This window comes from Sphingopyxis macrogoltabida (genome assembly GCF_001307295.1).
Taxonomy (GTDB): Bacteria; Pseudomonadota; Alphaproteobacteria; order Sphingomonadales; family Sphingomonadaceae; genus Sphingopyxis; species Sphingopyxis macrogoltabida_B.
In genome coordinates this window covers 4223371-4247820 of the sequence record NZ_CP012700.1, presented here as the reverse complement: position 1 = coordinate 4247820, position 24450 = coordinate 4223371, and the positions used below count along the sequence as shown (strand labels likewise).

26 protein-coding genes and 1 pseudogene are annotated in these 24450 nt (G+C 60.7%); 21 read left to right on the top strand and 6 right to left on the bottom strand.

Features of this window, described 5'->3' with window-relative positions:
• The first annotated feature begins 180 nt into the window (after positions 1-180).
• The 6 genes from AN936_RS24305 to AN936_RS25930 all read left to right on the top strand — a co-directional run bounded on the left by AN936_RS24305 (position 181) and on the right by AN936_RS25930 (position 5620).
• On the top strand, positions 181-774 hold the full coding sequence (locus AN936_RS24305) for a DUF6088 family protein (protein WP_084758550.1): 594 nt from the start codon (positions 181-183) through the stop codon (positions 772-774).
• Complete coding sequence (locus AN936_RS19675) at positions 767-1783, top strand: nucleotidyl transferase AbiEii/AbiGii toxin family protein (protein ID WP_054589571.1); 1017 nt, start codon at positions 767-769, stop codon at positions 1781-1783. The genes AN936_RS24305 and AN936_RS19675 overlap by 8 nt, the downstream gene beginning before the upstream one ends.
• 11 nt (positions 1784-1794) lie before the next feature.
• Positions 1795-2187 (top strand): hypothetical protein, encoded by a 393-nt coding sequence (locus tag AN936_RS24300; RefSeq protein ID WP_149037730.1) that lies wholly within the window; start codon positions 1795-1797, stop codon positions 2185-2187.
• Between the two features lie 54 nt (positions 2188-2241).
• The gene (locus AN936_RS19670) at positions 2242-3597 is read left to right on the top strand and encodes an IS1380-like element IS1247 family transposase (protein ID WP_084758549.1); all 1356 of its coding nucleotides are present in this window, start codon (positions 2242-2244) and stop codon (positions 3595-3597) included.
• A gap of 451 nt (positions 3598-4048) precedes the next feature.
• Complete coding sequence (locus AN936_RS19665) at positions 4049-4978, top strand: SDR family NAD(P)-dependent oxidoreductase (protein ID WP_234715651.1); 930 nt, start codon at positions 4049-4051, stop codon at positions 4976-4978.
• 528 nt (positions 4979-5506) lie between these two features.
• Complete coding sequence (locus tag AN936_RS25930) at positions 5507-5620, top strand: antitoxin VbhA family protein (protein WP_158500121.1); 114 nt, start codon at positions 5507-5509, stop codon at positions 5618-5620.
• Positions 5621-5643: 23 nt separating this feature from the next.
• Here the strand turns inward: AN936_RS25930 and AN936_RS19655 are convergent, their stop codons facing one another.
• Positions 5644-6327: a recombinase family protein gene (locus AN936_RS19655; protein ID WP_054589567.1), complete on the bottom strand. Its 684-nt coding sequence runs from the start codon at positions 6325-6327 to the stop codon at positions 5644-5646.
• Between the two features lie 193 nt (positions 6328-6520).
• Here AN936_RS19655 and AN936_RS25610 point away from each other — a divergent pair, with 193 nt between their 5' ends.
• From AN936_RS25610 to AN936_RS19640, 3 genes are all read left to right on the top strand, one after another.
• Positions 6521-6967 (top strand): hypothetical protein, encoded by a 447-nt coding sequence (locus tag AN936_RS25610; protein WP_054590438.1) that lies wholly within the window; start codon positions 6521-6523, stop codon positions 6965-6967.
• A complete protein-coding gene (locus tag AN936_RS19645) occupies positions 6964-7266 on the top strand; it encodes a type II toxin-antitoxin system RelE/ParE family toxin (RefSeq protein ID WP_054589566.1) in 303 nt (100 codons plus the stop codon). Before AN936_RS25610 ends, AN936_RS19645 begins: the two co-directional genes overlap by 4 nt.
• A gap of 81 nt (positions 7267-7347) precedes the next feature.
• Complete coding sequence (locus AN936_RS19640; protein ID WP_201782942.1) at positions 7348-7836, top strand: hypothetical protein; 489 nt, start codon at positions 7348-7350, stop codon at positions 7834-7836.
• 11 nt (positions 7837-7847) lie between these two features.
• Here AN936_RS19640 and AN936_RS19635 read toward each other — a convergent pair whose 3' ends face one another.
• Complete coding sequence (locus AN936_RS19635) at positions 7848-8771, bottom strand: ImmA/IrrE family metallo-endopeptidase (protein WP_054589565.1); 924 nt, start codon at positions 8769-8771, stop codon at positions 7848-7850.
• The gene (locus tag AN936_RS19630; RefSeq protein WP_054589564.1) at positions 8768-9088 is read right to left on the bottom strand and encodes a helix-turn-helix domain-containing protein; all 321 of its coding nucleotides are present in this window, start codon (positions 9086-9088) and stop codon (positions 8768-8770) included. The genes AN936_RS19635 and AN936_RS19630 overlap by 4 nt, the downstream gene beginning before the upstream one ends.
• 175 nt (positions 9089-9263) lie before the next feature.
• Here AN936_RS19630 and AN936_RS19625 point away from each other — a divergent pair, with 175 nt between their 5' ends.
• Genes AN936_RS19625 through AN936_RS19620 form a run of 3 tightly spaced genes read left to right on the top strand, consistent with a single transcriptional unit; the run spans position 9264 to position 12006 of the window.
• Positions 9264-10523 carry a nucleotidyltransferase gene (locus tag AN936_RS19625; RefSeq protein ID WP_234715650.1) on the top strand — a complete coding sequence of 420 codons (1260 nt, stop codon included), beginning with the start codon at positions 9264-9266 and terminating at the stop codon, positions 10521-10523.
• Complete coding sequence (locus AN936_RS24295) at positions 10520-10975, top strand: hypothetical protein (protein WP_084758548.1); 456 nt, start codon at positions 10520-10522, stop codon at positions 10973-10975. The genes AN936_RS19625 and AN936_RS24295 overlap by 4 nt, the downstream gene beginning before the upstream one ends.
• Positions 10972-12006: a CBASS cGAMP-activated phospholipase gene (locus AN936_RS19620; RefSeq protein ID WP_054589563.1), complete on the top strand. Its 1035-nt coding sequence runs from the start codon at positions 10972-10974 to the stop codon at positions 12004-12006. Before AN936_RS24295 ends, AN936_RS19620 begins: the two co-directional genes overlap by 4 nt.
• A gap of 70 nt (positions 12007-12076) precedes the next feature.
• Here AN936_RS19620 and AN936_RS19615 read toward each other — a convergent pair whose 3' ends face one another.
• A complete protein-coding gene (locus AN936_RS19615; protein ID WP_035747534.1) occupies positions 12077-13423 on the bottom strand; it encodes a tyrosine-type recombinase/integrase in 1347 nt (448 codons plus the stop codon).
• Positions 13424-14085: 662 nt separating this feature from the next.
• Between AN936_RS19615 and AN936_RS19610 the strand changes: the two genes are divergently transcribed.
• Positions 14086-15108, top strand: a complete 1023-nt coding sequence (locus AN936_RS19610; RefSeq protein WP_201782941.1) for an alpha/beta hydrolase — start codon at positions 14086-14088, stop codon at positions 15106-15108.
• A 13-nt stretch (positions 15109-15121) separates the two neighbouring features.
• Here AN936_RS19610 and arsH read toward each other — a convergent pair whose 3' ends face one another.
• Together arsH and AN936_RS19600 are read right to left on the bottom strand one after the other, a co-directional pair.
• A complete protein-coding gene (gene arsH / locus AN936_RS19605; RefSeq protein WP_054589561.1) occupies positions 15122-15877 on the bottom strand; it encodes an arsenical resistance protein ArsH in 756 nt (251 codons plus the stop codon).
• A 255-nt stretch (positions 15878-16132) separates the two neighbouring features.
• Positions 16133-16453 (bottom strand): annotated as a pseudogene (locus AN936_RS19600) (ATP-binding protein); the annotation flags it as partial.
• Positions 16454-16649: 196 nt separating this feature from the next.
• Between AN936_RS19600 and ccoN the strand changes: the two are divergent.
• The 8 genes from ccoN to ccoS are packed head-to-tail and all read left to right on the top strand — an operon-like array spanning position 16650 to position 24347.
• The gene (gene ccoN, locus AN936_RS19595; RefSeq protein ID WP_054589560.1) at positions 16650-18308 is read left to right on the top strand and encodes a cytochrome-c oxidase, cbb3-type subunit I; all 1659 of its coding nucleotides are present in this window, start codon (positions 16650-16652) and stop codon (positions 18306-18308) included.
• A gap of 11 nt (positions 18309-18319) precedes the next feature.
• On the top strand, positions 18320-19102 hold the full coding sequence (gene ccoO / locus AN936_RS19590) for a cytochrome-c oxidase, cbb3-type subunit II (protein ID WP_054589559.1): 783 nt from the start codon (positions 18320-18322) through the stop codon (positions 19100-19102).
• Complete coding sequence (locus tag AN936_RS19585; protein WP_054589558.1) at positions 19099-19257, top strand: cbb3-type cytochrome c oxidase subunit 3; 159 nt, start codon at positions 19099-19101, stop codon at positions 19255-19257. Before ccoO ends, AN936_RS19585 begins: the two co-directional genes overlap by 4 nt.
• Positions 19250-20176: a cytochrome-c oxidase, cbb3-type subunit III gene (gene ccoP, locus AN936_RS19580; protein WP_054589557.1), complete on the top strand. Its 927-nt coding sequence runs from the start codon at positions 19250-19252 to the stop codon at positions 20174-20176. Before AN936_RS19585 ends, ccoP begins: the two co-directional genes overlap by 8 nt.
• A complete protein-coding gene (gene ccoG / locus AN936_RS19575; RefSeq protein WP_054589556.1) occupies positions 20163-21620 on the top strand; it encodes a cytochrome c oxidase accessory protein CcoG in 1458 nt (485 codons plus the stop codon). The genes ccoP and ccoG overlap by 14 nt, the downstream gene beginning before the upstream one ends.
• On the top strand, positions 21617-22087 hold the full coding sequence (locus tag AN936_RS19570; RefSeq protein WP_054589555.1) for a FixH family protein: 471 nt from the start codon (positions 21617-21619) through the stop codon (positions 22085-22087). The genes ccoG and AN936_RS19570 overlap by 4 nt, the downstream gene beginning before the upstream one ends.
• Entirely contained in the window at positions 22084-24195 is a 2112-nt protein-coding gene (locus tag AN936_RS19565) for a heavy metal translocating P-type ATPase (protein ID WP_054589554.1), read from the top strand. The genes AN936_RS19570 and AN936_RS19565 overlap by 4 nt, the downstream gene beginning before the upstream one ends.
• Positions 24192-24347: a cbb3-type cytochrome oxidase assembly protein CcoS gene (ccoS, locus tag AN936_RS19560; RefSeq protein WP_054589553.1), complete on the top strand. Its 156-nt coding sequence runs from the start codon at positions 24192-24194 to the stop codon at positions 24345-24347. Before AN936_RS19565 ends, ccoS begins: the two co-directional genes overlap by 4 nt.
• The last annotated feature ends 103 nt before the right edge of the window (positions 24348-24450 follow it).

Genomic DNA, 24450 nt, shown 5'->3' with positions numbered 1-24450 from the left:
CGGAAAATCCGTCCGCACTCTCACTCTGAAGGGGGCGTTGCGGGGTCTCCCCGCAGAAGGGGTCGGCCGAGACATTGGCTCGTCCGCAGGGGAAGGCTTTCCCCTCAAGGTTTCCCTTGTCGGACACTCCATATTGAAAACTGTCAGAAAACTGCCTATCTTTCTGACAGGAGTTTTGCTGTGCAACATTTGACCGAACAGATACTGGCCTATGCCGAGGGACTTCCGGAAGGAACGCCGCTGGCCGCGAAGAGCCTGCTCCATCTCGGCAACCGCGCGGGGGTGGATCAAGCCTTGTCGCGTCTTGCCGTACGCGGACAACTGATCCGCGCCGGACGAGGCGTTTATCTGCACCCCATCAAGAGTCGGTTTGGCACGCGCGCTCCTTCGGTAGAGCAGGCGGTCGAGGCTCTGGCGGCACAACGAGGTGAGATTATCGTACCGAATGGCGCGGCTGCGGCAAACGCGCTCGGGCTGACGACGCAGGTCCCGGTTCGCTCCGTCTATCTGACATCAGGTCGTAGCCGCACCATGACCCTGGGCAAGCAGCTTGTGGAGTTGCGGCATGCACCGCGCTGGCAGCTCGCTCTGGCCGATCGACCGGCAGGACAAGCGGTTCGCGCTTTGGCCTGGCTCGGCCCTGAGAAGGCAGAAACGGCGCTTAAGACCCTGAAAGGAAAATTGCCCCCAACAGCGTTTGGCGAATTGGTGACGGCTGCACCTCAGTTTCCGACATGGCTGGCTCGAAGCGTCAGCAAGGCTGCTCATGGCTGAGCCCTTTTTGTCTTTGACAGCCCAGGATCGTCGCGACGCATTAGGCGTAGCCGCCGATCGCTCGGGACGGCCCGCCCATCTGCTTGAAAAGGATGTCTGGGTCGTCTGGGCGCTTCAGACAATTTTCGGTTCTGCCTTCGGCGACCATCTTGCCTTCAAGGGTGGAACCTCGCTTTCAAAGGCCTATGGCATCATCCAGCGCTTCTCGGAAGATGTCGATCTGACCTATGACATCCGGGCAATAGCGCCTGATCTGGTCGGCGATAATGGTGAGGGCCTGCCGACAACACGTAGCGAAGAAAGGCGCTGGTCCAAAGCAGTGCGCCACCGGCTGCCGGAATGGATTTCAGCTACAGTGCAGCCATTGATCGCCGACGTCATTGGCGCGCAGGGTGTTTCGGCTGTGACGCGGGTCGAGGGAGAAAAGCTCTTCATCGACTATGAGGCGACCTCCGCCGGTTCCGGTTATGTCGCGCCCAGCGTCATGTTGGAATGCGGAGCTCGCTCGACGGGCGAACCGGCCAGCCTGCGCGATGTGATCTGCGATGCAGCCGGTCTGGTTGACGGTGTGACATTTCCGACAGCGACACCGCGGGTGATGCATGCCGAGCGAACGTTCTGGGAGAAAGCGACCGCGATCCATGTCTTCTGCTTACAGGAGCGGCTTCGCGGGGAGCGCTTTGCACGCCATTGGCATGACATCGTCCGTTTGGATGGTTCCGGGATTGCGGCGGCAGCATCGGCGGATCGAGATCTTGCCCAAGCAGTGGCCAGACATAAGAGTATGTTTTTCGCCGAGAAAGCGGCTGATGGCGCGTCCGTCGACTATGAGGCTGCTGTAAATGGATTGTTGCAGCTCGTGCCGGGCGGCGAAGCGCGCACGGCACTCGCCTCCGATTATGCGCAAATGATTGAGGACGGGCTATTGCTTGAGGACGCGGAGTCGTTCGAGGTTCTGATCGAGCGATGCGCAGACATTGCCGATCGAGTGAACCGCTCTGTGAAGTGAGGGGGAAAAAGGTGACGACCTATTTTACGGATCGTGAGTACGGGGCACGTCCTGCAACAATCGATGTCATTGACGAGCGCCTGTGGGCGGGCCTTTTCAGCTTGATCCAGACGAGGATTGGCGATGGCTCGTTTGGCTTTCGCTTTCCAGAACAATGCCCCGACGGGAACAGTCCGTGCGGATGCGATGTACAGGCCTTCAGCCGGGTGCTCAGCGCTGAAGTGCCGTGGGTCGAGTGGCCGCTTTCTGTGAACGAAGCGCCTGATACGCCGGTGATCCTCGATTTGCTCGAGTTTTGTGCCAGTGCTGTCGGCGAACCAATTCAAGGCAGATATCACTCTTACTTCAGTCACCATCATTTGAGCCCACATTTCCCAAGTAAGGCGCTGATTTCGCTGTCCTGACCATTATATTTCCTATATAAAACATGGTGTTGAAGGCTGCGAGGAGCGCGTCTCATGGATCACCCAGAGGGTGCGGGCTTGCAACGGGCAGATCGGGTGGATTTCGACCCTCGCGTGCGGCTGGAATTTCGCGGCACGCAGCTCAGTTCCGACGGCGGCCTTCTGGTGATGCGCGAGCTTGATGACGCGCTCGGGTTGTCCGATTTGGCGTCAGCGGCGCTGCGCGATACTCGCTCTGGCAAGAACACGGTCCATCGGCTCGACGGCCTGTTCCGGCAATCAGTCTTTGGGCGGCTGGCCGGATACGAGGATGTCAACGACGCCTACCGTCTCGCCTGCGATCCGGTCATGCGCCAAGTTGTCGGCGGCAGAGCGGTCGATGCACAAGCGGCCTCGGCATCGCAGATGGGACGGTTCGAGACCGAGACGCTGGCTCTGGCCGGGAACCGTGCCGCGCTGGCCGACCTGAACGGGCAATGGATCGACCGGCTCCATGACCGGAACGGGCTGAAGTACATCGTTCTGGACATGGACAGCTCGGTCAGCCCGACCCATGGCGACCAGGAAGGGTCCGCCTGGAATGGCCATTTCGACTGTAGCTGCTATCACCCCAACTTTCTGTTCAACCAGTTCGGGATGCTGGAACGCTGCGCCCTGCGCCATGGCAACGTCCACAGCGCCGATGGCTGGCGTGATGTTCTCGACCCCGTCATTGCGCGCTACGCGGAGCGCGACCTTGGTGGCAGGTTCTTCCGGGCCGATGCTGCCTACGCGATCCCGGCGATCTATGAGCGATTGGAAGAAGCGCGGTTCTTCTACGCCATCCGGCTGCCCGCAAACGCGGTCCTCAAGGACAAGATCGCGCATCGGCTAACGCGCCCTGTCGGGCGGCCGTCACTGACCAAGGTCAAGCGGTTCTTCGAGGAATTCGAGTATCAGGCGGCGTCCTGGGACAAGGAACGCCGGGTGATCGCCAAGATCGAATGGCATCCGGGCGAACTGTTCCCGCGTGTCGGCTTCATCGTCACCAACCTGCCGATGGAGCCGGACTGGGTGGTGCGGTTCTACAACCAGCGCGGCACCGCCGAGCAGCACATCAAAGAGGGCAAATACGCCTTTCGCTGGACGCGGCTGTCGTGCCGGAAGTTCCGCGACAATGAGGTGCGGCTGCAACTGCACGCCCTGGCGTACAACCTGGCCACCTTCTTGCGCTGCATCGAGCTGCCCGAGGCCATGGCCGACTGGTCGTTGACCAGCCTGCAACTGAAGCTGATCAAGATCGGGGCACGTGTGGTCCGTCACGCCCGCACCATCACCTTCCAGCTGGCCGAGGTCGCTGTCACCGGCACGATGGTACGCGCCATCCTCGCCGCTATCCGCCGATTGCGAGCGCCACCGCTATGCGCATGATCGCGATCCACGCTCAAACTGAACGAAAGCGGCTGGACAGATCTGTCCGCTGCGCTGAAAAACGCCGCCCCTGGGCAAGGAAACAGCGGCTTCGCGGTCTGATCCGTCCAGATCCAGCAGTCTGCGCGACCGCAGGTGCCGCTTGCGGCAGAAAATCCTTGTCTAGCGCTCGGATACATGCGATCTTCACCTCAAACGACACGCCACTTGGGGAATGCAGGCTAAAAAGCACAGTCATGATTTGCGGCGCAATGAAAACAACTCTCTCTCGTTCGGATCTCATCTGTGCACGGCTCAGGAGAAAACTCGACTAGCGCATCCTCCTGAACGCGTGGAGGACCACCGATCCAGGCGATCCACAATCAGGTGAGAAAGATATACTCAGGCGCATGCAAACAGTGGTGGCACGCAATATTTGCGTCACCGCAACCCAACCAATGGAGAAGTCTACATGGGTAAGCTAAACGATAAAGTTGTTGTGGTTACGGGCTCGGTCTCTGCGATCCCGGGATATGATTCGATTGGGTCGGCAACGGTTCGCGAAGCTCTGGCAGAAGGGGCTGCGGGAGTCGTCATCTCCGATATCAACGACGAACTGGGCGAAGCCTTCGCGAAAAGCCTGAACGAACAATATGGCACCGGACGGGCTCTTTATGTCCATACAGATGTAAGAGACCCGAAGGATGTCGAAAAGCTGTTCGATATCACCGAAAAGACCTATGGCCGCGTCGATGCTGTTATGGCCAATGCCGGGGTGGCAACGGCCGAGGACTTCGACAAGGATCCGGAAGCTGTCCTGAAATCCCATAAGTTCATTCAAAGCATTAATGAGGACGGAGTTTTCCACACCGCCCTCTACGGTTCGCGTCTGATGATCAAGCACGGGACGAAAGGCTCCATCGTGCTGGTATCCAGTATTCACGGTGTCGTCGGTCGCCCCAAGGTCGTGAACCCGGACACGGGCGATGTGCTAATCGATCGCTTCAACGCGATTCAATACACGATGGGCAAGCATGGCGTCGTCGGCCTGTCGAAGGCCTTGGCTCTTCAACTGGCGGAATATGGCATTCGCGTTAATACGGTGAACCCGGGCTATATCATGACCCCCCTGTTTCAGGCTGCGGTCAATGCCGATAAGGGCGAGTTGGCAAAAGAGAAGACGCTGGCAACAGATGCTTTCGACTTCACCCAACTGGCGGCACTGCACCCGCTCTGCAACGACCCGGTAGAACAAGCCGATATCGTTCCACGGGGCAAGTTTGGTGGTCGCATGGGCGTTCCTGTCGAAATTGCCAAGCCCGCAGTCTTCCTGATGTCGGACGAATCTTCCTTTGTTACAGGCCAGAAGCTTGTAATTGACGGGGGGTATACGGCAGGCTGAGATCGCCTTGTGGGAGGCTCCCACACTGGCTCGCTGCATCGCCGGGGTCGAAGTCGCCTTCGCCCGGGTGCGCGCGCTGGTGACCGAACATCTGAGATGACCATGTCCCCCGGCACGACCGCTGTCACCGCAGGTCGGGCGAGCTTACTCGTGCCGGGGTTCTCATGGTCGCGCGCGGCTTCATCGGGGCCTTCCTGCCACTGGTGTCGACTACGATCTTCCTGATCCTTGCCATAGGCTGCTTTGCTCAGTCGGGTATCTGGAATGCCATCACAAGGTGATCAAACCGGCAAACCCTGCCAACGACAATACATGATTAATCACAAGTATTTGAAAATATTGCGCCCTGGGACACAGCCCTCTTAAGCTTCGCTTAATCCCTGCAAGTACGATCCGGGTTCGTGAGGCAACTGTGTCGTCGGTGTTACTGGTTACAAAACCACTCACAGTTCGCAGCACCCGCCCAAAAGGGGGGCGCGGAAAATTTATCTAGTTGATTGCCGGAGGTACTGCGGCATTGGATAAGGTATGCAACGTATGCAGATTGAAGGGTTCAAGCCATCCGAGGCCGACGAGCAGCGGGCCGCCCGGTTTGTTGCCGGTGAAATCGACCTTGCCGAGTTCGTGAAGCCGGCGCGCTGAAACTGTCTTGCGTGGTGACAGCTTCACGACCTGGCCAGCTCCTTTTTGTCGCCAACCGCTGGCCGGGCCATCGCGCAAACGCGCTTCACTTGGCTTTGACTGCACCCGGCCAGCTTCGCGGTTTCCGCAATGCTCTTGCCGCCTTCGCGCAGGGCCACGATGCGGGCATGGGTGGCGGTATCGGTCTGGCGGCCGGCATACCGGCCCGCAGCCTTCGCCAGTTCAATGCCTTGGCGCTGGCGTTCGCGCCTGTCCTCGTAGTCATCACGGGCCATTTGCAGGGCCAGCTTTAAAAGCATGTCCTGCACGGACTCCAAGACGATGCGGGGCACGCCCTGCGCTTCGGCCGCCAGTTCGTCCAAGTCGATGATGCCGGGCACCGACAACCGGGCACCCTTGGCGCGTATCGAGGCCACAAGCCTTTCGGCTTCGGCCAAGGGCAGGCGGCTGATGCGGTCGATTTTTTCGGCCACCACGATTTCACCGGGTTGCAGATCGTCAATCATGCGCAGCAGCTCGGGACGGTCAGCGCGTGCCCCTGATGCCTTTTCCCGGTAGATGCCGGCGACGTAGTACCCGGCCGCCCTTGCGGCCTGCGCGATGCCTTCCTGTCGCTCCAAATCCTGCGCCTCGGTGCTTACTCGCATGTAGATGCGGGCCACTTTGACCGGCGCGGCCGGGCTGGCCGGTTTTCTCTTTGTCGTCATTGCATGGCCTTTTTGGGTATAGCTATCTTGGCCTAGCGTAGCAGACCCGGCCAATAACTCAAAGTGCAATCTAAATTGGCTAGTCTGTTTTTGGCTACCCAAATTGACCATATGCGCGAAACGCTTGCATGAGTTCTATCAATCATGCACAATAGAGGCTTGCAAGTAACCTTGATTGATAAAGGAGCGCACCATGCAGAGCATGACCTTAGAGCAGCTACGCGCCACGGCCAGCGCCGGCGGCGTGACGGGTGTAACCCTGAAAGGGCAGGGCGGCGGCTTCTTCGTCGAAATCGCCACCCGCAGCGGCCAAGACGCCTTTTTGGTGAAGGCCCGCACCACCGAGCCGCGCCGCTTTGGCAATCCCACTTCCGCGCTGATCGTGTTGCGTGACGTGGGCATTGCCGTTGCCCAGCTCGACGCCACCAACTGGAACCCCGAACAAAAAGACATGACCCGCAGCCGGCAGAGCCGCGCCGAGGCCATGCGCGGCGCACATGAAGCCGCCGCCTATAACCAGTGGCTGGCCGGCGAGATTCAGGCGTCCATTGACGACCCCCGGCCGAACATCCCTCACGATGAAGTCATGGCCGAGATGGACGCCGACATTGCCGCCTTGCCGAAGAAAAAGCGCGCATGACGGCCAAGCCTTACCGCATTGAGTGGCGGCCTATGGCCCGCGAGGATTTGCGCGGCATCGTGCGCTACATCGGCAAGGACAACCCGACGCGGGCCAAGAGCTTCGGCAAGGAATTGCGCGACAAGACCAAGCCGCTTGCACAGCATCCAGAGCTTGGCCGCAAAGGGCGGCCGGGCTTGCCCGAGTGGCTGCGCGAACTGGTGGTGCATCCCAACTACATCATTTTTTATCGCGTGCTGGCCGAGGCCCGCACCGTCGAGATTTTGAGAGTGAAGCACGCGGCCCAACAGGTGCCGTGATTACAACCCCGGCGCTCTAACGCCGGTTTTTTCAGGTTGAGCTGGGATAGGGATGCCGGCCTTACGCGGTTTGTAGCAGACGTGAACCTCCTGTTTCGGCGGAATGCAGTTGCCTATGAAATCACATCGACCGGGCAGGCGCGTCGGTTGCTCCCTCAGCCGCTCGCCGACACTCTCGGCTGGGCGATGTTTCAGACTGATGATGCAGAGACGGACCGGTTGCTTGAAGTCGCTCGCCAACGGTTTCTCTCACCAAAGCCTGACGATCGGCAGGACGCGCTGGAAAAGCTGTGGGACGCTTTTGAGCGACTGAAGACGCTGGAGCTGGGTGCCAATAAGCGCGCGCAGGCCGATGCGCTTCTGGATCGGGTTGCCGCGGCGGGCTCTGGGTTTAGGGAAGCCCTTGGGCGGGAGGCCGCTGAGCTGACATCCATAGGGAACAGCTTTCGGATACGTCATTCCGAGACGACGCAGGAAGCGCTGACATCTCTGGATCAGTTCGACTATCTGTTTACGCGGATGTTTGCATTCGTGCGCATAATCTTGAAAGGGACCGGGCGTGGCGGATGACGATTGCCGGTCTACCAAACGGGCCTTTGGTCGCTTAGCTTGAAATGATCAAAGACGTCGACTTCTTCCTCCTCGGCCTGCAAGCGCGGACCGTCCGTTTCGAACTGCAGCACGGTGATCTCCAGATCATATTTGTCAGAGCGAAAGCACATTTCGTGGACCGGCTCTGGAAACCAGACGCCAGCTTGTTGTGTCATGCCTCTCAGAGCATTGTCCGAATAATCGCGTCTGGCGGCAAAGGCCTGCGATGGCAGCTCGTAGACAGTGTTCCTTGTCCTGATGAAACGCCCCGACTTTAGCGCAGCCCGACTGGGCTTCGCCCAATGTGCAAAGCCCTCGTTTGATACAACCATCATGGCCGGTGTTTCGGTATATTCTAGCCAGCGTAGGATCGCTGCCGTCAACGAGACCCCATAGCGTTTCGCCAGGCGGCTGAGCGTGTCAAAGTCAGCCTTTGCCGTGGCCGGCTGCTGTTTACGAAAGTCGTGAAGCGGCATCAGCAAGGCCGCAGTAAACTCGTCGGCTTCCTGCTCAATGCCAGACCCACCGCGGCGATCCACCGCGTTCTCATCACAATAAATACCGCCGTCGAAATTCCCATCCTGCTCGATTAGCTGACGATGCAGGATGTAATGGGCGAACTCGTGTCCGACGGTAAATGAGCGACGCCCGTCCGATTGATCGACATGGTACATAATTGCCCATTGGCGTGGTCGCGCTTCCCCATAGACTAACGCGCCGACGCAGCCAGGCATTTCTCGCGCGACGACTTCGTGGATAGGGCTATCGGGCGCGACCTGGCGCGAGTATTCCAACGCTAGTCCGATCACATCGACCGGCGCCTTATCAAAGCGATCCGCTCCGAGCACGATGTCCAGCATCTGCGTGATGCGCGCAGCCTCTTTTAGCGGGCGAGGACGGGTTGCTTCGTTCATTTGCGCGATTTCGTATCCAAGATGCTCGCCATCTCGCGAATCTGCCGACGCGTCTCCTCGGGAAGGCCGCTATATTGCCGGAAGAACGCGGTATCCTCCGCTTGGCTGAGTGTCTGCTTGTCGCTTCCTATCAAGTAGTCGACGGTCACCCCTAGGGCACTCGCAATCGCGGACAATTTTTCGGCAGAAGGTCTGGGTGGATTCTTGTTCTCTAGCTCCCAGATGTAGCTCTTCGATGAGCCCGTTTCCTGCGCAAGCTGATCGAGCGTCAGGCCTTTTCTTGTCCGCAAGTCTTTGATCCGTACACCAAATTTCATAATTAGTCCTTTCGCTTAGCTCAACCCAAGCTCGTGTTCGGAGTAGCTATATTCTATGCCCCTTGACAGACGTATTCAAGCTCCCCATTTTGTTCGGAGTAGAGGTATCTAAGCTCATATCATCCCGAACTCCGCGCGGGCGGTGACGAGATGCAAAAATGCAGTCCAGCCCGCCATGGAGATCAATGTGAACACCCAGATTATGCCGACAGGAATCAATCCCTTCGACGACCCTCTTGACCGTATTCTTGCCGAGGTCGCCCTCAGCGTTCAGCTGCCGCCTTCGCTGCATGACAAGGCGAAATCACGCTACGAAGCGGTACGGCGCCATATCGAGGGTAAGGCGGCCTTCGCTGACCAGATCGAGCACTTTTATCCGCAGGGATCCATGGCGATCGATGCTACGATTTCGACGCGCGGCACTGATGACGAATATGATCTCGACATTGTTTCACAGCTCGGGGGCCGTTTCCGCGATATGGCGCCTCTCGAAATCCTGACTGAGCTCGAATCCGCGCTGAGTGACTATCCTGTGCAACGGGTGCTGCGACAGACGCGCTGCGTCACCCTGTTCTACGCTGATAAGATGCATCTCGATGTCACCCCATCGCTACGCGCCTATGGTACGCTCGATCGCGAAAGTCTGATCACCCACGCCAAAGGTCCGCGCCGCTCCGAAGACGATAGTTTTGTCGACATGAACGCCTACGGTTTTGCGCAGTGGTACGCGAGCCGGACGCCGCTGGAAGTCCGCATGGCGAAAGAGTTCCACCGGAGGTGGCTAGACCATGCCGGTCTTGCCACGCGCGCCGATGCTGACGTCGACGATGTGCCGGAGCAATGCGATTTCATCGTCAAGAATACGGCGACGCTCGCGCTGCAGCTCCTGAAGCGCTACCGCAATATCCGTTATGCCAGCTACAGTGGACGTATCCCACCTTCGGTGATGCTTTCCTACTATGCCGGACTCGCTGCGCATCCGAATATGTCGCTCAGCGCCATGCTTGTTCGCATCGCAAACTGGGTTGTCCGCGACATAGAACAGGCCTCGCTCTACGGGCGCCTCCTGCATGTTGCCAATCCGGTATGCGCGGCCGATGTCTTTACAGACCGCTGGCCTGAATCTGGCGCGCAGCAGAATGAATTCGCTGAGTATCTACGTGAGCTCGTGCGCTCGCTGGAGGCTATGCGCAAGGGTGAGATGTTCCCCAACACGATGATGGACGTCTTGCGTGAGAATTTTGGTGACCGCGTTGTGACGCGGGCCGCCCATCAGATTGCAACCGAAGTTGGCGGCGGCATCCAGCAATCCCGCCAGCTCTATAGCCGGCGGGGCGCTGTGCTATTGCCCTCTGCCGCAGCGGTCACTGCCCCTATGATTAACCCGGCGGTCGCGACAGCGCGGCCGCACACGTTCTTCGGGAAGAAGCTATGACGATGGCGGCTATCCTTTCCATCGACAAACAGGTCAGATCTATGAAAGCCGCCTGGCCGCAGTTCGCTGCGCGGGGTGTCGACCGTCGCGCGCAATCGGCCCGCTGGGTAGGGTGTGTTAGGCCGCAATATGCGAACTACTCACTGGAGATACGATACAAACTCGGAGCATTTCCTGAGGTGCGCGTGCTCTCACCAGAGCTGATCCGTTTACCGGGAAATTCCGAGGGGCAGCTGCCCCATGTCTATCCGCCCGCAGAGGATCCTACGCTTTGTCTATTTGATCCTCGTGAGCACGAATGGACAGCAGCAATGACTATTGCCAGCACAACCGTGCCTTGGGCGCTCGATTGGCTCGCCTGCTACGAACTTTGGTTGATGACTGGGCGCTGGACCGGCGGCGGACGCCACGCCGGATTGCAATCCCCTGAGGCAATGGAGAGCATCCAATGAGTTATATTCCACCGCGACGGTCGGACGGCACGATTCAGCACACGCGTCTGAAGCAGCCATGGCCGCAAGGTCGCCCTTTTCGCATCTTGTCGATCGATGGCGGCGGCATTCGCGGCGTCTTTCCTGCGGCAGTCCTTGCTGAGCTCGAAAACCGTTTTTTAAATGGCGGTTCGATCGCCAATCACTTTGACATGATCGCAGGCACGTCAACAGGCGGTATTATCGCGCTCGCTCTTGCTCACGGTGTGACTGCCCAACAGGCGCTAAACATCTATCTCGAACGCGGCGAGTACATCTTTCCGCCAGCGGCCGGGATTGGGAAGGTGTCGAGGGTTCTGCGCTGGCTGTTCAAGCCGAAGCACAACCAAGCTGCTCTCAAGGAGGAGTTGCTGCGGATATTCGGCGACAAGGTGCTGGATAGCGCCGTCACCCGGCTGGTGATCCCGAGTTTTGAGGGACGCCACGGCGAGCCCTTCCTCTATAAGACGCCGCACCACCCCGATTATCAGAAGGACCGCCACAAGAAATTCGCGCATGTCGCACTCCACACGACCGCTGCGCCGTCCTACTATCCTGGCGTTGAGGACGACGGCTATGTCATGATCGACGGTGGCATCTGGGCCAACAATCCGGTCATGAATGCACTCGTTGACGCTCTTGCTTGCTATGATCTTGCGCGCGAGGATGTGCGTATCCTCAGCCTCGGAACGGGCGAAGCTACTTTCACCATCGATGAGCGAGTGCGAAACGGTGGCGTTAAGGATTGGGCGTTTTTGCGCGCCTTTAATGCGGCATCGCGAGCACAATCACGTAATGCTCTCGGTCAGGCTTATTTGCTGGCAGGCAAGAACAACGTGACACGCATTGATGTGCCAGAAAGCGACAGTCCGATCGCGTTGGATGACGTTCAGCGTTCAATTCGCGAGCTGCCAATGGTAGCGCGTAGCCTCGTTGAAGGCGCAGGACATCACATCGAACGCGTGTTTCTCGACGGCGCTGCCGAGAAATTTATACGTTGTCCTGCAGCATAGGACTTAAGCGCGGCGCGGACCAGGCCGACGTCAGGCCCAGTCCGCATCCTTTGCTCGAAAAGCTCCAAGGCTAGGAGGCGACTGATAACTTTTCCTGCTCTTTTCCCGTCGCATTCTCAAGGAACAGAGCGAGCGCCGCCTTTCGAGAACCCCAATCCAGCGCGTAAGCAGTCTGTTTGAACTCAATTCCGTCTAGCAGGCCTTGAATGTAGCCGGAGATCGTATCGGCAGCCATAATCAGGGCAGTGTCTAACGTATGGATGTATTTGCTGGTGACGGTTCCTTTGGAATGGCCAACCAATGCGGCAATCGTGACCTCGGTAAACCCAAGGTCATTGGCGATGCTCGCGAAGCTGTGACGCAAAACATGCGGGGTCACATCGGAAAGCAGAGAGTTTCTGAAAATCTGTTTCCAGTGATTGGGGAAGCTGCCAAACGCATTGTCTTCGTCCTGGCCAGGAAAAACATACGAGCCCGTCGCGGTCTTTCGGCGCTCCTCCAGATATTCGACGACGGCGAGCCCGACAGGGCGAACAGATGCGCCCTCTTTGCTGTCCGTTAGGCGTAGGCAGCTTGCGTCCGTATCGGCTTCGCGCCACATGAGCCCGATGATTTCACTTCGCCGGCACCCGGTAAGTGCAATCTGCCGAATAACATCGACCGTCATTGTAAATTTGGGGTTCGCGGCTGCTGTTCGTAGAATTTCGCCCAAAATCCTATATTCAGCTTCCGTCAGACGCCGGTCACGAACATTGTCCTTCGGCTTGCGGATGCCATGTGCCGGATTGGTCGTTATGACCCCGGCTTCCATTGCGTAGGTGAAGATACCACCCAAAAGCCCGACCGTTCGCGTGGCCGTGCCGGCACCGCCCGTGACGACGGCCTTGCCGCGCAGTTTCTTCGTTTTGACAGACACAGCGGTCTTACCGGCCATGATGTCCTTCATGACCTTGGTGATGTCGGTTTTCGTGAGATCTTTGACGCGCCGGTTGCCAATGAGGGGCATGATGTGTCGGTGGATTCGGCCAGTGTCAGTGATGATTGTCGTTGTCTTTTTCGGCCGACCGCCTTTCCCAAGGATAAGACCGGCGTCGAGATCCTTCAGATACATGGAGCACAGCTCCTTCACGGTAAGCGCTTGATGATCGAGCAGGCGTTCTTCTGAAGGGTTGTCACCCTGTGCCACCCGACCGAGTTGCACCTTGGCTTCCTGACGCGCAGTTTCTGCGGTCCAGATTCCGTGAAGCCCGATGGTGTAGCGACGGGTCCGACCCGCAGCCCGATACTGGATCAGATAGCTGCGCTTGCCAGATCCGAACACGCGCAGGCCAAAACCTGGCAGTTCGTCGTCCCAGATGAAATAGTCCTTCTCACGGACCGCTGCCGCGTCCACGACGCGCTTTGTTAGTTTGGCCATTATGCGATGCCTCCTTCGTGAACCTGCTGTTTCCGCGGAAGCACCACGGAAGCAGCAGGAGGAAAGTCAGAGCGAAGCTTCGGATATGAATTTCGGTGCAAGGTAGTAAATTGTCTATTAGTTTCAGTGACATATCGTGTCATGGCGTGTCCTAGCGTGCAATTCGGATAGTCAGCCCAAATTGCTCCGAAGGCAGAGGCCAGGGGTTCGAATCCCTTCGGGTGCGCCATTTCTCGTTATATTTTGAGGACTTGAACGGATCTCTGCGACGGGTCCGGGAGCATGGATTTTCCCAAGTAAGCAGCTCGTTCGTTCGACAAGACTGTCCCGCGCCGAATCTATGTTGTTATGACCAGAATCGACGGAGGCACCGCTCAATAATTTCAATGCTTTAGAAGTAAGTTGAAAGCCTTCGAAGATCGACACCTGCCTTCGTCGGAAATTCAACGAAATACGCCAACTGCCGCCCAACACGCTCACTGATTATCGAGAGTTTCTCATGTTGGGGCACGATAACTTTGCGCCTGAGACCCGACATTGAGAAGAACGTCAGAACAGGTTGAAAGGGAAGCCTCGCCGATGATCGCGATGTCCCCTGTCGTCAGCAGCGTCATGGAAGTTCGGTGGCGAGTCTGATATTGTGACGGTCAATGGGGGCCGCCATGCGCAAGGTGCTGATCGGACTTTTCATAGCGGTTGCGACGTTCGCAGCCGCATTCCTTCTCTCGCCGTGGCCGAGCGTCTTGGTCATTCGTGCGATCTTCGACAGCGGAGCCGCCGAAGCCTCCGCGAAACTTGAAAAGCATCTGCCACGCTCGATCCAGACCGAGACAAGGCAATACGACCCTAAAGATGCGGATGCATTCATGGATATTCATCGTCCGAAGCGCGTTCTGACCGGAGCGCCGACCGTCGTCTGGGTGCATGGCGGAGGGTTTGTCTCCGGCAGGCGGAGCGACCTCGCCAACTATACGAAGATACTGGCGGGACAGGGATTCATAGTCGTGAATATCGACTACACGATTGCCCCGGGCGAAAAATATCCCATGCCAGTCAGGCAGGTGAACAGAGCGCTGGGCTATCTGTCGCAAAACGCACAGGCTCTGGGTGTGGATCGGGACCACATCGTTCTCGCCGGCGACAGTGCCGGCGCGCAGATCGCAGCGCAAACGGCTGCGGTGATCGCGGACCCGGATTATGCCCGAACCGTCGGCATCGTGCCGTCGATATCGTATCAGCAGATCGCCGGCGTTCTCTTGTTCTGCGGCGTTTACGACATCACCAAGATGGGCGAAGGTGGCGGATTAATCGGATGGTTCGTGAAATCGACGAGTTGGGCCTACAGCGGCAAGCGTGATTGGCGCGACGCCCAGGGCTTTGAGTCTATAAATTTCGGACCGAGCATCACGTCGAACTATCCCCCCGCATTTGTCAGCGCAGGCAACGCGGATCCACTGGGGCCGCAATCGGTCAGTTTCGCCGATAGCCTTGAGGCTAAGGGCGTTGCCGTCGATCGTTTGTTCTTTAAGGCCGAATATGAGCCTCCACTCGGGCACGAGTATCAGTTCGATCTCGACACCGCTGCAGGAAAGGCAGCACTTTCCCGGTCGGTCGTATGGCTCCGAAGTCTTCCGCGCCGGCAGCTATCTTTGCCCGTTCGGTTAGATCAGGCCGACCATGAATGACTTGAGAGGATAGTCACGTGCCGGGCAATCCTGCCAGTTGGGCGGGTGTCACCACGGGCTCCTTTCGATCTTTACGTTCCGAATAGCGGTCGACAAGCTGGTCCGCATGACCGCGCGTTAGCACGGTGAAGCGGACAAGTTCTTCGGCGACATCGACGATACGGTCATAATAGCTCGATGGCAGCATGCGCCCCCCCTCGTCGAACTCCTGATAGGCCTTGGCGACACTCGACTGGTTCGGGATGGTGATCATCCGCATCCAGCGGCCGAGGATGCGGAGCGTATTGACGCTGTTGAACGATTGCGACCCTGCCGACACCTGCATGACCGCAAGTGTGCGCCCCTGTGTAGGGCGGAGGCCTTTGTAGGCAAGCGGAAGATGGTCGACCTGCGCCTTCATGATGCCGGTGATCTGGCCATGCCGCTCGGGGCTGCACCAGACTTGGCCTTCGGACCAGATGGAATGCTGCCGCAGCTCCTCGACTGCCGGGTGATCGTCGTCGGCGATCTGGTCGGGGAGGGGCAGGTCGGACGGGTCGAAGATCCGCGTTTCGCAACCGAAGAGCTGGAGAAGGCGCGCCGTTTCTTCGACGACGAGCCGCGAATAGGAGCGTTTGCGCAAGGATCCGTAGAGCAGAAGAATGCGCGGCGCTGGATCGAGCAGGCCGAATCCGAGCGCCGGCTGCGTGCGGATATATTCGGCATTCAAGGCGGGGAAGTGGACGGGATCGGCCAGCGAGCGCAGGCGCGTGTAGGGCAGTTCTGTCATGATACTCAGGCTTGTGAGGGAACGGTGGTCGGAAACCAGCGGCGTCCGAGGCGGAAGGCGACGCCGACAAGCAGGATTGTCAAACGGCGTTCAAAAGGGACCCCCGATCGGCGTCGAAGAGGGACCCCCTTTTCGGATAATATGATGCTGGTTTGTTGAAGATGGCCTTGCGCTGCGTGCGGCGGAGGGCGGGCGTAGCCCGACCGGAGGCGCGCGCAGCGCAAGATAGATTTTTGAAGGCGCCGAAGGTGGCTGTCAGCTGCGGTTTTTGAAGCGCCAGCTGTCGTTGCCCGTCTCGACGATATCGCAGTGGTGGGTGACGCGGTCGAGCAGCGCCGTGGTCATCTTGGGATCGCCGAACACGGTCGGCCATTCGCCGAAGGCGAGGTTCGTGGTGATGATGACGCTGGTCCGCTCATAAAGCTTGCTGATGAGGTGGAACAGCAACTGCCCTCCCGAGCGGGCGAACGGCAGATAACCGAGCTCGTCGAGCACGATCAGGTCGAGCCGCGACAGCTGCGCCGCCAGGGTCCCGCCTTTGCCGATCCGGGTCTCCTCTTCGAGGCGTGTCACCAATCAGGGAGAGATTATGCTTTTTCATGGTCGTTGCTCCTTGCGTTGACGCGGGCTCCCTGCACCCAGGTGCGGTCACCCTGCATTGATGCCGCGCAATCTGTTGGTTGATCTTGGTCAATGTTTTTGCCCGCCCGCGCGGCCAAGAGCGGTGCCGAACCATGCGGCAACGAAGCCGCATCACGCAGGGGCAAGCGATATGGACACTCTGGTAGCAAAGGCGGGGGGATGGCTCGGGCTGGCCCTGTTGGCGCTGGTGATGGCGGCCGTGGCAGTCGATGCGCCCTTTGCTGTCCACATGTTCATCGTCGCGCTCGCCTGCCTGCTGATGCTCTGGGCGACCGTGTCGCGCGCCGATTATGAGGCGATCGCGCACGGCTTGCTCAAAATGCCCGCGGACGAGGGCGTCTATGATGACGACCCGATCCGCTGGGGCGTCATCGCGACACTTTTCTGGGGCCTCGCGGGCATGGCGGCGGGGCTGTTCATCGCGCTGCAGCTCGCCTTTCCGGCGCTCAATCTAGGGTTCGAATATACGACCTTCGGGCGCCTGCGCCCGCTGCATACCTCGGCGGTGATCTTCGCCTTTGGCGGCAATGCGCTGATCGCGACAAGCTGTTATGTCGTCCAGCGTACCTGCCGCGCGCGGCTCGCTTTCCCCACGCTCGCACGTTTCGTTTTCTGGGGTTACCAGCTCTTCATCGTACTCGCCGCGACCGGCTATTTGATGGGGGTCACCGAGGCGAAGGAATATGCCGAACCCGAATGGTATGTAGATCTCTGGCTGACGATCGTCTGGGTCGCCTATCTCGTCGTCTTTCTCGGCACGATCGTGAAGCGCCGCGAGCCGCATATCTATGTCGCGAACTGGTTCTACCTCAGTTTCATCATCACCATCGCGATGCTGCACCTCGTCAACAATCTGTCGATGCCTGCGAGCATCTTCGGATCGAAGAGCTATGCCGCCTTCGCGGGCGTCCAGGATGCGCTGACGCAGTGGTGGTACGGGCATAACGCGGTCGGCTTCTTCCTGACCGCGGGCTTCCTTGCGATGATGTATTATTTCGTGCCGAAGCAGGCCGAGCGGCCGGTCTATTCCTACCGCCTGTCGATCATCCACTTCTGGTCGCTGATCTTCCTCTACATCTGGGCGGGACCGCACCACCTTCACTACACTGCGCTGCCCGACTGGGCGCAGACGCTCGGCATGGTCTTCTCGATCATGCTGTGGATGCCGAGCTGGGGCGGGATGATCAACGGCCTGATGACGCTGAATGGCGCGTGGGACAAGATCCGCACCGACCCGATCATCCGCATGATGGTGATGGCGCTCGCCTTCTACGGCATGAGTACCTTCGAAGGCCCGATGATGTCGATCAAATGGGTCAACTCGATGTCGCATTACACCGACTGGACGATCGGGCACGTCCATTCGGGCGCGCTCGGCTGGAACGGCATGATCACCTTCGCTTGCGTCTATTATCTCGTGCCGCGCCTGTGGGGCCGTCCGCGCCTCTACAGCCTGCGCATGGTCAACTGGCACTTCTGGCTCGCAACCGTCGGGATCGTTTTCTACGCCGCGTCGATGTGGGTTGCGGGCATCATGCAGGGGCTGATGTGGCGCGAATATGGGGCTGACGGCTACCTCGTCTACAGCTTTGCCGAAAGCGTTGCCGCGATGCACCCGATGTATCTGATCCGCGCCGCAGGCGGGGCAATGTATCTCGCGGGCTTCCTCATCATGATCGTCAATGTCTGGGCGACGCTCGCCGGCAAGGTGCGTGCCGAGAAGCCGATGACCGAAACTCCGCACAATGTGGCGGCGGATCGCCCGCTCGCCCTCGCGCCCGCCGAATAAGGAGCCCATCCATGGCCAAGAACAACGACGAAAAGGGCTTCAGCCACAAGATTCTCGAGCGCAATGTCAGCCTGCTCGGTCTCTTCGCGCTCGTCGCGGTCACGATCGGCGGCATCGTCGAAATCGCGCCGCTGTTCTGGATCGACAACACGATCGAGAAGGTCGACGGCATGCGGCCCTACACGCCGCTCGAGCTTGCCGGGCGCAACATCTATATGCGCGAAGGCTGCTACACCTGTCACAGCCAGATGATCCGTCCGTTCCGCGATGAGGTCGAGCGCTATGGCCATTACAGCCTCGCGGCCGAGAGCATGTACGATCATCCTTTCCAATGGGGATCGAAGCGCACCGGACCCGACCTCGCCCGCGTCGGCGGGCGCTACTCGGACGAATGGCATCGCGCCCATCTGATCGATCCCAGGAGCGTCGTGCCCGAATCGATCATGCCGCCCTACGCCTTCCTCGCCGACCACGACCTCGAGACCGGCGACATGCGAAACGACCTCACCGCGCTATACCGGGTCGGCGTGCCGTACACGAAGGCCGATATCGCCAAGGCGAACGACGATATCGCGGCGCAGGCCAATCCCGAAGCGGGGGCGGGCGATCTCGCCAAGCGCTATCCCAAGGCGCAGGTCCGCGACTTCGACGGCGATCCTGATCGCATTACCGAGATGGATGCGCTCGTCGCCTATCTCCAGATGCTCGGCACCCTCGTCGACGTCGACAAGGCAGGACCGCAGGAACGTCCGCACGAAGCGGAAATCGCTCCCGCCCAGGCGAAAGCGCCATGACCTACGACGCGCTCCGCCATTTCGCCGACAGCTGGGGGCTGCTTGCCATGGCCGTCCTTTTCCTCGGCCTCGTGGCCTGGCCGTTTCGCAAGGCCGCGCGCACGCGCAACGATGAAGCCGCGAACATGATCTTCAAGGACGACGAACATGGTTGAGCAGAAACGCATCGACGAAGCGACCGGCACGAGCACGGTCGGCCATGAGTGGGACGGCATCGAGGAGCTCAATACGCCCTTGCCGCGCTGGTGGCTGTGGACCTTCTATCTGACGATCGTCTGGGCGCTCGGCTACGTCATACTCTACCCGGCCTGGCCGATGATCGATGATGCCACGAAAGGCGTCCTCGGCTGGTCGAGCCGCGGGCAGCTCGAGCAGGAACTCGCCGCCGACGCGAAGCGCCGCGCGCCGACGGCCGACGCGATCGCCGCGACCGATATCGTCGATCTGCCAGCCAAGCCCGCGCTGATGCAGGCTGCGGTGCAGGGCGGCGGCGCGGCCTTTCGCGTCCATTGCGTTCAGTGCCACGGCGCGGGCGGGGCGGGGCTCAAGAAGCTTTATCCGAGCCTCACCGACGACGACTGGCTCTGGGGCGGCGATCTCGGCTCGATCCATTACACGATAACCAACGGCATCCGGAACCCCGACCATCCCGGCACGCGCACCAGCCAGATGCCCGCGTTCGGGCGTGACGGCATCCTCGACCCGGCGCAGATTTCCGATGTCGTCAGCTTTGTCCGTACGATCAGCCGTCAGGAAAAGGCCAGCGCTTCGTCGGCGCGCGGCGCGACTCTGTTTGCCGACAATTGTGCGGTATGCCACGGCGCGGGCGGCGAAGGCGGGCGACAGGTCGGCGCACCGAAGCTCACCGATGCGATCTGGCTTTACGGCGGCGGCCGCGAGAGCCTCACCGCGACCATCAACCAGCCGCGCAATGGCGTGATGCCGCGCTGGGGCGAGCGCCTCGACCCGGTCACCATCAAGATGCTCGCGACCTATGTCTATTCACTGGGCGGTGGAGAGAAGGTGCCTGCGGCGCCCGCCGCGAAAGGACAGGGAGCCGATGGCCAGCCCTGAGGACCTGACCGGCGCCCCGGCCTCGCTCTATGCAGCGCGCAAGGGCGTCTATCCCAAAAAGGTCGACGGCTTCTTCCGCCGGCTGAAGTGGGCGATCATGGCGGTCACGCTTGCCATCTATTACGGCACGCCCTGGATCCGCTGGGACCGCGGTCCCTACGCCCCCGATCAGGCAGTGCTCGTCGATCTCGCGCATCGACGCTTCTACATGTTCCAGATCGAAATCTGGCCGCATGAATTCTATTATGTTGCGGGCCTGCTCATCATGGCGGGGATCGGTCTCTTCCTCGTGACCAGCGCGGTGGGGCGCGCCTGGTGCGGCTATGCCTGCCCGCAGACGGTGTGGACCGACCTCTTCCAGCACGTCGACCGGCTGATCGATGGTGACCGCAATGCGCAGTTGCGTTTAGCGAACGGGCCTTGGTCTTTCGAGAAGCTTTGGAAGCGCGGCCTCAAATATCTGGTCTATCTCACCGTCGCTTTCTGGACCGGCGGCGCGTGGATCATGTATTTTGCCGACGCGCCGACGCTGACTCATGATTTCTGGACCGGGCAGGCGGCGCCGATCGCCTATGGAACGGTTGCGGTTCTCGCCGCGACGACCTTCGTTCTCGGCGGCTTCATGCGCGAACAGGTATGCATCTATATGTGCCCTTGGCCGCGCATCCAGACCGCGATGATGGATGAAAAATCGCTGTTGGTGACTTACAAGGACTGGCGCGGCGAGCCACGCGGCAGCGTCAAGAAGGCGGCGGCCCATCCCGGCGCCTTCGGTGACTGCGTCGATTGCAACCAGTGCGTTGCGGTGTGCCCGACGGGGATCGATATTCGTGAGGGACCGCAGATCGGCTGCATCACCTGCGCGCTGTGCATCGATGCCTGCGACGGGGTGATGAGCCAGATCGGGCGGCCGCGTGGGCTCATCGACTATTGCACGCTCGACGATGCGGCGTCAGAAAAGGCCGGAGGCGCGGCACAACCGGTCCGCAACACGCTGATGCGGCCGCGCACCCTGATCTATCTCGGCGTGTGGAGCGCGATCGGTGCCGCGATGCTCTTCTCGCTCGGCCAGCGCACGCGTCTCGATCTCGCCGTCCAGCACGAGCGCAGCCCGCTCTACGTCCAGCTCTCCGACGGTCAAATCCGAAACACCTATACGCTGAAGCTTCGCAACATGGAGGCGCGGCCGCGCCGGGTTGCGGTGACCGTCGATGGCCTCCCGGGGGCCGTGCTCTGGTCCGAGACGGGGTCGCGTGGAGCGGCCGGGGAACGGATCGACGTGCCGCTCGCCCCCGACAGCGTTACCCGCGTCAAGCTCTTCGTCGCCGCACCCGGCGGCGGACCGGCGCGACAGGATTTCACCATCGCGGCCCGCGCGCTCGATGGCGATCCCGGCGGCGACGCCGAGACCATCCAGTTCGACCAATCGGAGGCAGGACAATGACCGAGCGACCGACCCCCAGGGCCGTCACCGGCTGGCACATGACCGCGATCCTCGTCGCCTTCTTCGCCGTCGTGATGACCGTCAATTTTACGATGGCGCGCCTCGCATCCTCGACCTTCGGGGGGACGGTCGTCGACAACAGTTATGTCGCGAGCCAGAACTATAACAGATGGCTGAAACGGGCCGACGCGCAAGACCGGTTGGCGTGGAGCGAGACGATCAGCCTCGATCCCGCGCGGCATGTTCTATTGACGGTACGGAAAAATGATCTGCCGCTCGGCGACCTTGTCGTGTCGGCGACTGTCAGTCACCCGGTTGGGCGTACCGCGCCCGTCGCGCTCCATTTCGAGGCGGCGGCGGACGGCGTGATGCGCTCGGTCGAGCCGCTGGCGTGGGGGCGCTGGCGGCTCGACCTCATCATCCGCCGCGGCGCCGAAGAAGCGCGTTACCGGAAGGATGTGCAATGAGCGCCGTCGCTCTGATCGAGCGCGATTTCGCCGTTCCTGACATCCGCTGCGCCGGATGCATCGCCAAGCTCGAGCAGGGGCTGGTACGCGACCGCCGCATCGCCGCCGCGCGCGTCAACTTCACCGAAAAGCGGGTTCATCTCTCCTGCACGCCCGACGCCGACATGCCCGATCTTCTCGGCGCCTTCACGACGCTCGGCTTCGAAGCGCATCCGATCGGGACGGGCGAAGAGGCCGACGCCGAGGCGGAAACGAGCCGCGCGCTGCTGCGCGCCGTCGCGGTCTCGGGCTTCGCGATGATGAACATCATGCTCTTGTCGGTATCGGTCTGGTCGGGCGCGATGGGTGCTACCCGCGACCTGTTCCACTGGCTGTCGGCGATGATCGCATTGCCGACCGTAGCTTATGCCGGCCGCCCGTTCTTCCGTTCGGCCTGGCGCGCGCTGCGCCATCGGCGCACCAACATGGATGTCCCGATCAGCATCGGGGTGCTCCTCGTGAGCGTGATGAGCCTTTACGAGACGGCGACGCACGGCGCGCATGCCTATTTCGACGGCACGGTCATGCTGCTCTTCTTCCTGCTCTGCGGCCGGTGGCTCGACAGCGTGATGCGCGACCGCGCGCGTGGCGGCTTCACCGCTTTGCTTCGCAACATGGGCACCGGCGCGATGGTGTTTCGCCATGAGCGCTCGGCGCACTGGGTCGATGCCACGGCGCTGGAGCCGGGCATGGAGATGCTTGTTGCGGCTGGCGAACGGCTTGCGGCGGACGGTGTTGTCGCCGGCGGGTCGAGCAGCATCGATCTGTCGCTGCTCACCGGCGAAAGCGCCCCGCAGACGGTGCGCCTCGACGATATCGTCCACGCCGGCACGCTCAATCTCGATGCACCGCTCCGCGTGCGTGTAACCGCCGCCGGCGCCGATACCGCGATCGCCGATATAGCGCGGCTGATGGGCGAGGCCGCGCAGGGTAAATCGCGCTATGTCCGCATCGCCGACCGCGCGGCACGGCTCTACGCACCCGCCGTCCATACGCTTGCGCTCTTGGCCTTCGCGGGGTGGATGATTGCGGGCGCCGGATGGCATCACAGCCTGCTCATCGCAGCGGCCGTCCTGATCATCACCTGTCCATGCGCGCTTGGTCTCGCCGTGCCCGCGGCGCAGATCGTCGCCGCCGGCGCACTGATGCGCAAGGGCGTGCTGATCAAGGACGGCTCGGCGCTTGAGCGCTTGTCCGAAGTCGATCTCGCGCTTGTCGACAAAACCGGAACGCTGACGCTCGGACGCCCCGAAGCGCAGGGCCTTGATCGGCTCGATATCGGGATCAAGTCGCTGATCCTCGCGCTGGCGCAGGCGAGCCGTCATCCGCTCAGCGAAGCATTGACCCGCGGTCTTCAGGTCCATGACGTCCGTCCGGCCGATATTCGATCGATCCGCGAGACGCCGGGCTTCGGTGTCGAGGGCCGCTGGTCCGACCGCATGGTAACGCTTGGGCGTCCGATTGGCACCGAGCTCGGCGAAGCGCTGGCCACCCAGCTCGCGGTCGACAGCCGCCCCGTCGCAACCATTCGCTTCGCCGACCGGTTGCGTCCCGACGCCGCCGAGGCGATCGAAGCGCTGCGTGGCGAGGGGATAGGCGCGATGATCCTGTCCGGCGATCGCGCCGAAGCCGTCGCGCCCGTCGCACGCGAACTCGGGATCATGGCGCAGACCGCGATGAGCCCGCAAGACAAGCTCGAGGCGATCGCGCGCCAAGCAGCGCTCGGGCACAAGGTCCTCATGATCGGTGACGGGCTGAACGACGGGCCTGCGCTCGCGGCAGGCCATGCGTCGATGGCGCCGGGCTCGGCGAGCGATGTCGGGAAAAATGCCGCCGACTGCATCTTCCTCGGAGACCGGTTGATGCCCGTCGTCGAGGCAATCCGGATGGCGCGGCGGACGCAGGCGGTTGTGCGGCAGAATTTCATGCTGGCGATCGTCTATAATGTCGTCGCCGTGCCGCTCGCCTTCCTTGGGCTGGTTACGCCGCTTGTTGCTGCGATTGCGATGTCGGGGTCCTCGCTCCTTGTCGTCGGCAACGCCCTTCGCCTCAAGGCCGCAATGTGGTGAACGGTCTTGTCCTCCTCATTCCGGTCGCGCTCGGGCTTGGCTTGCTTGGGCTTGCCGCCTTCTTTTGGTCGCTTCGCCAAGGCCAGTTCGAGGATCTCGATGGCGCAGCGCTTCGCATCTTTGTCGAGGACGAACAGGATCGTCCGACATGACCGCGCGCCGAATCATCGCCATAGCCGCCGCGGCTGGATTAGCGCTGGCGCCGCTTGCGAGCGACGCCCGTGTCCTGCGCGTTCCGACCTGCGGCGGAGGGGT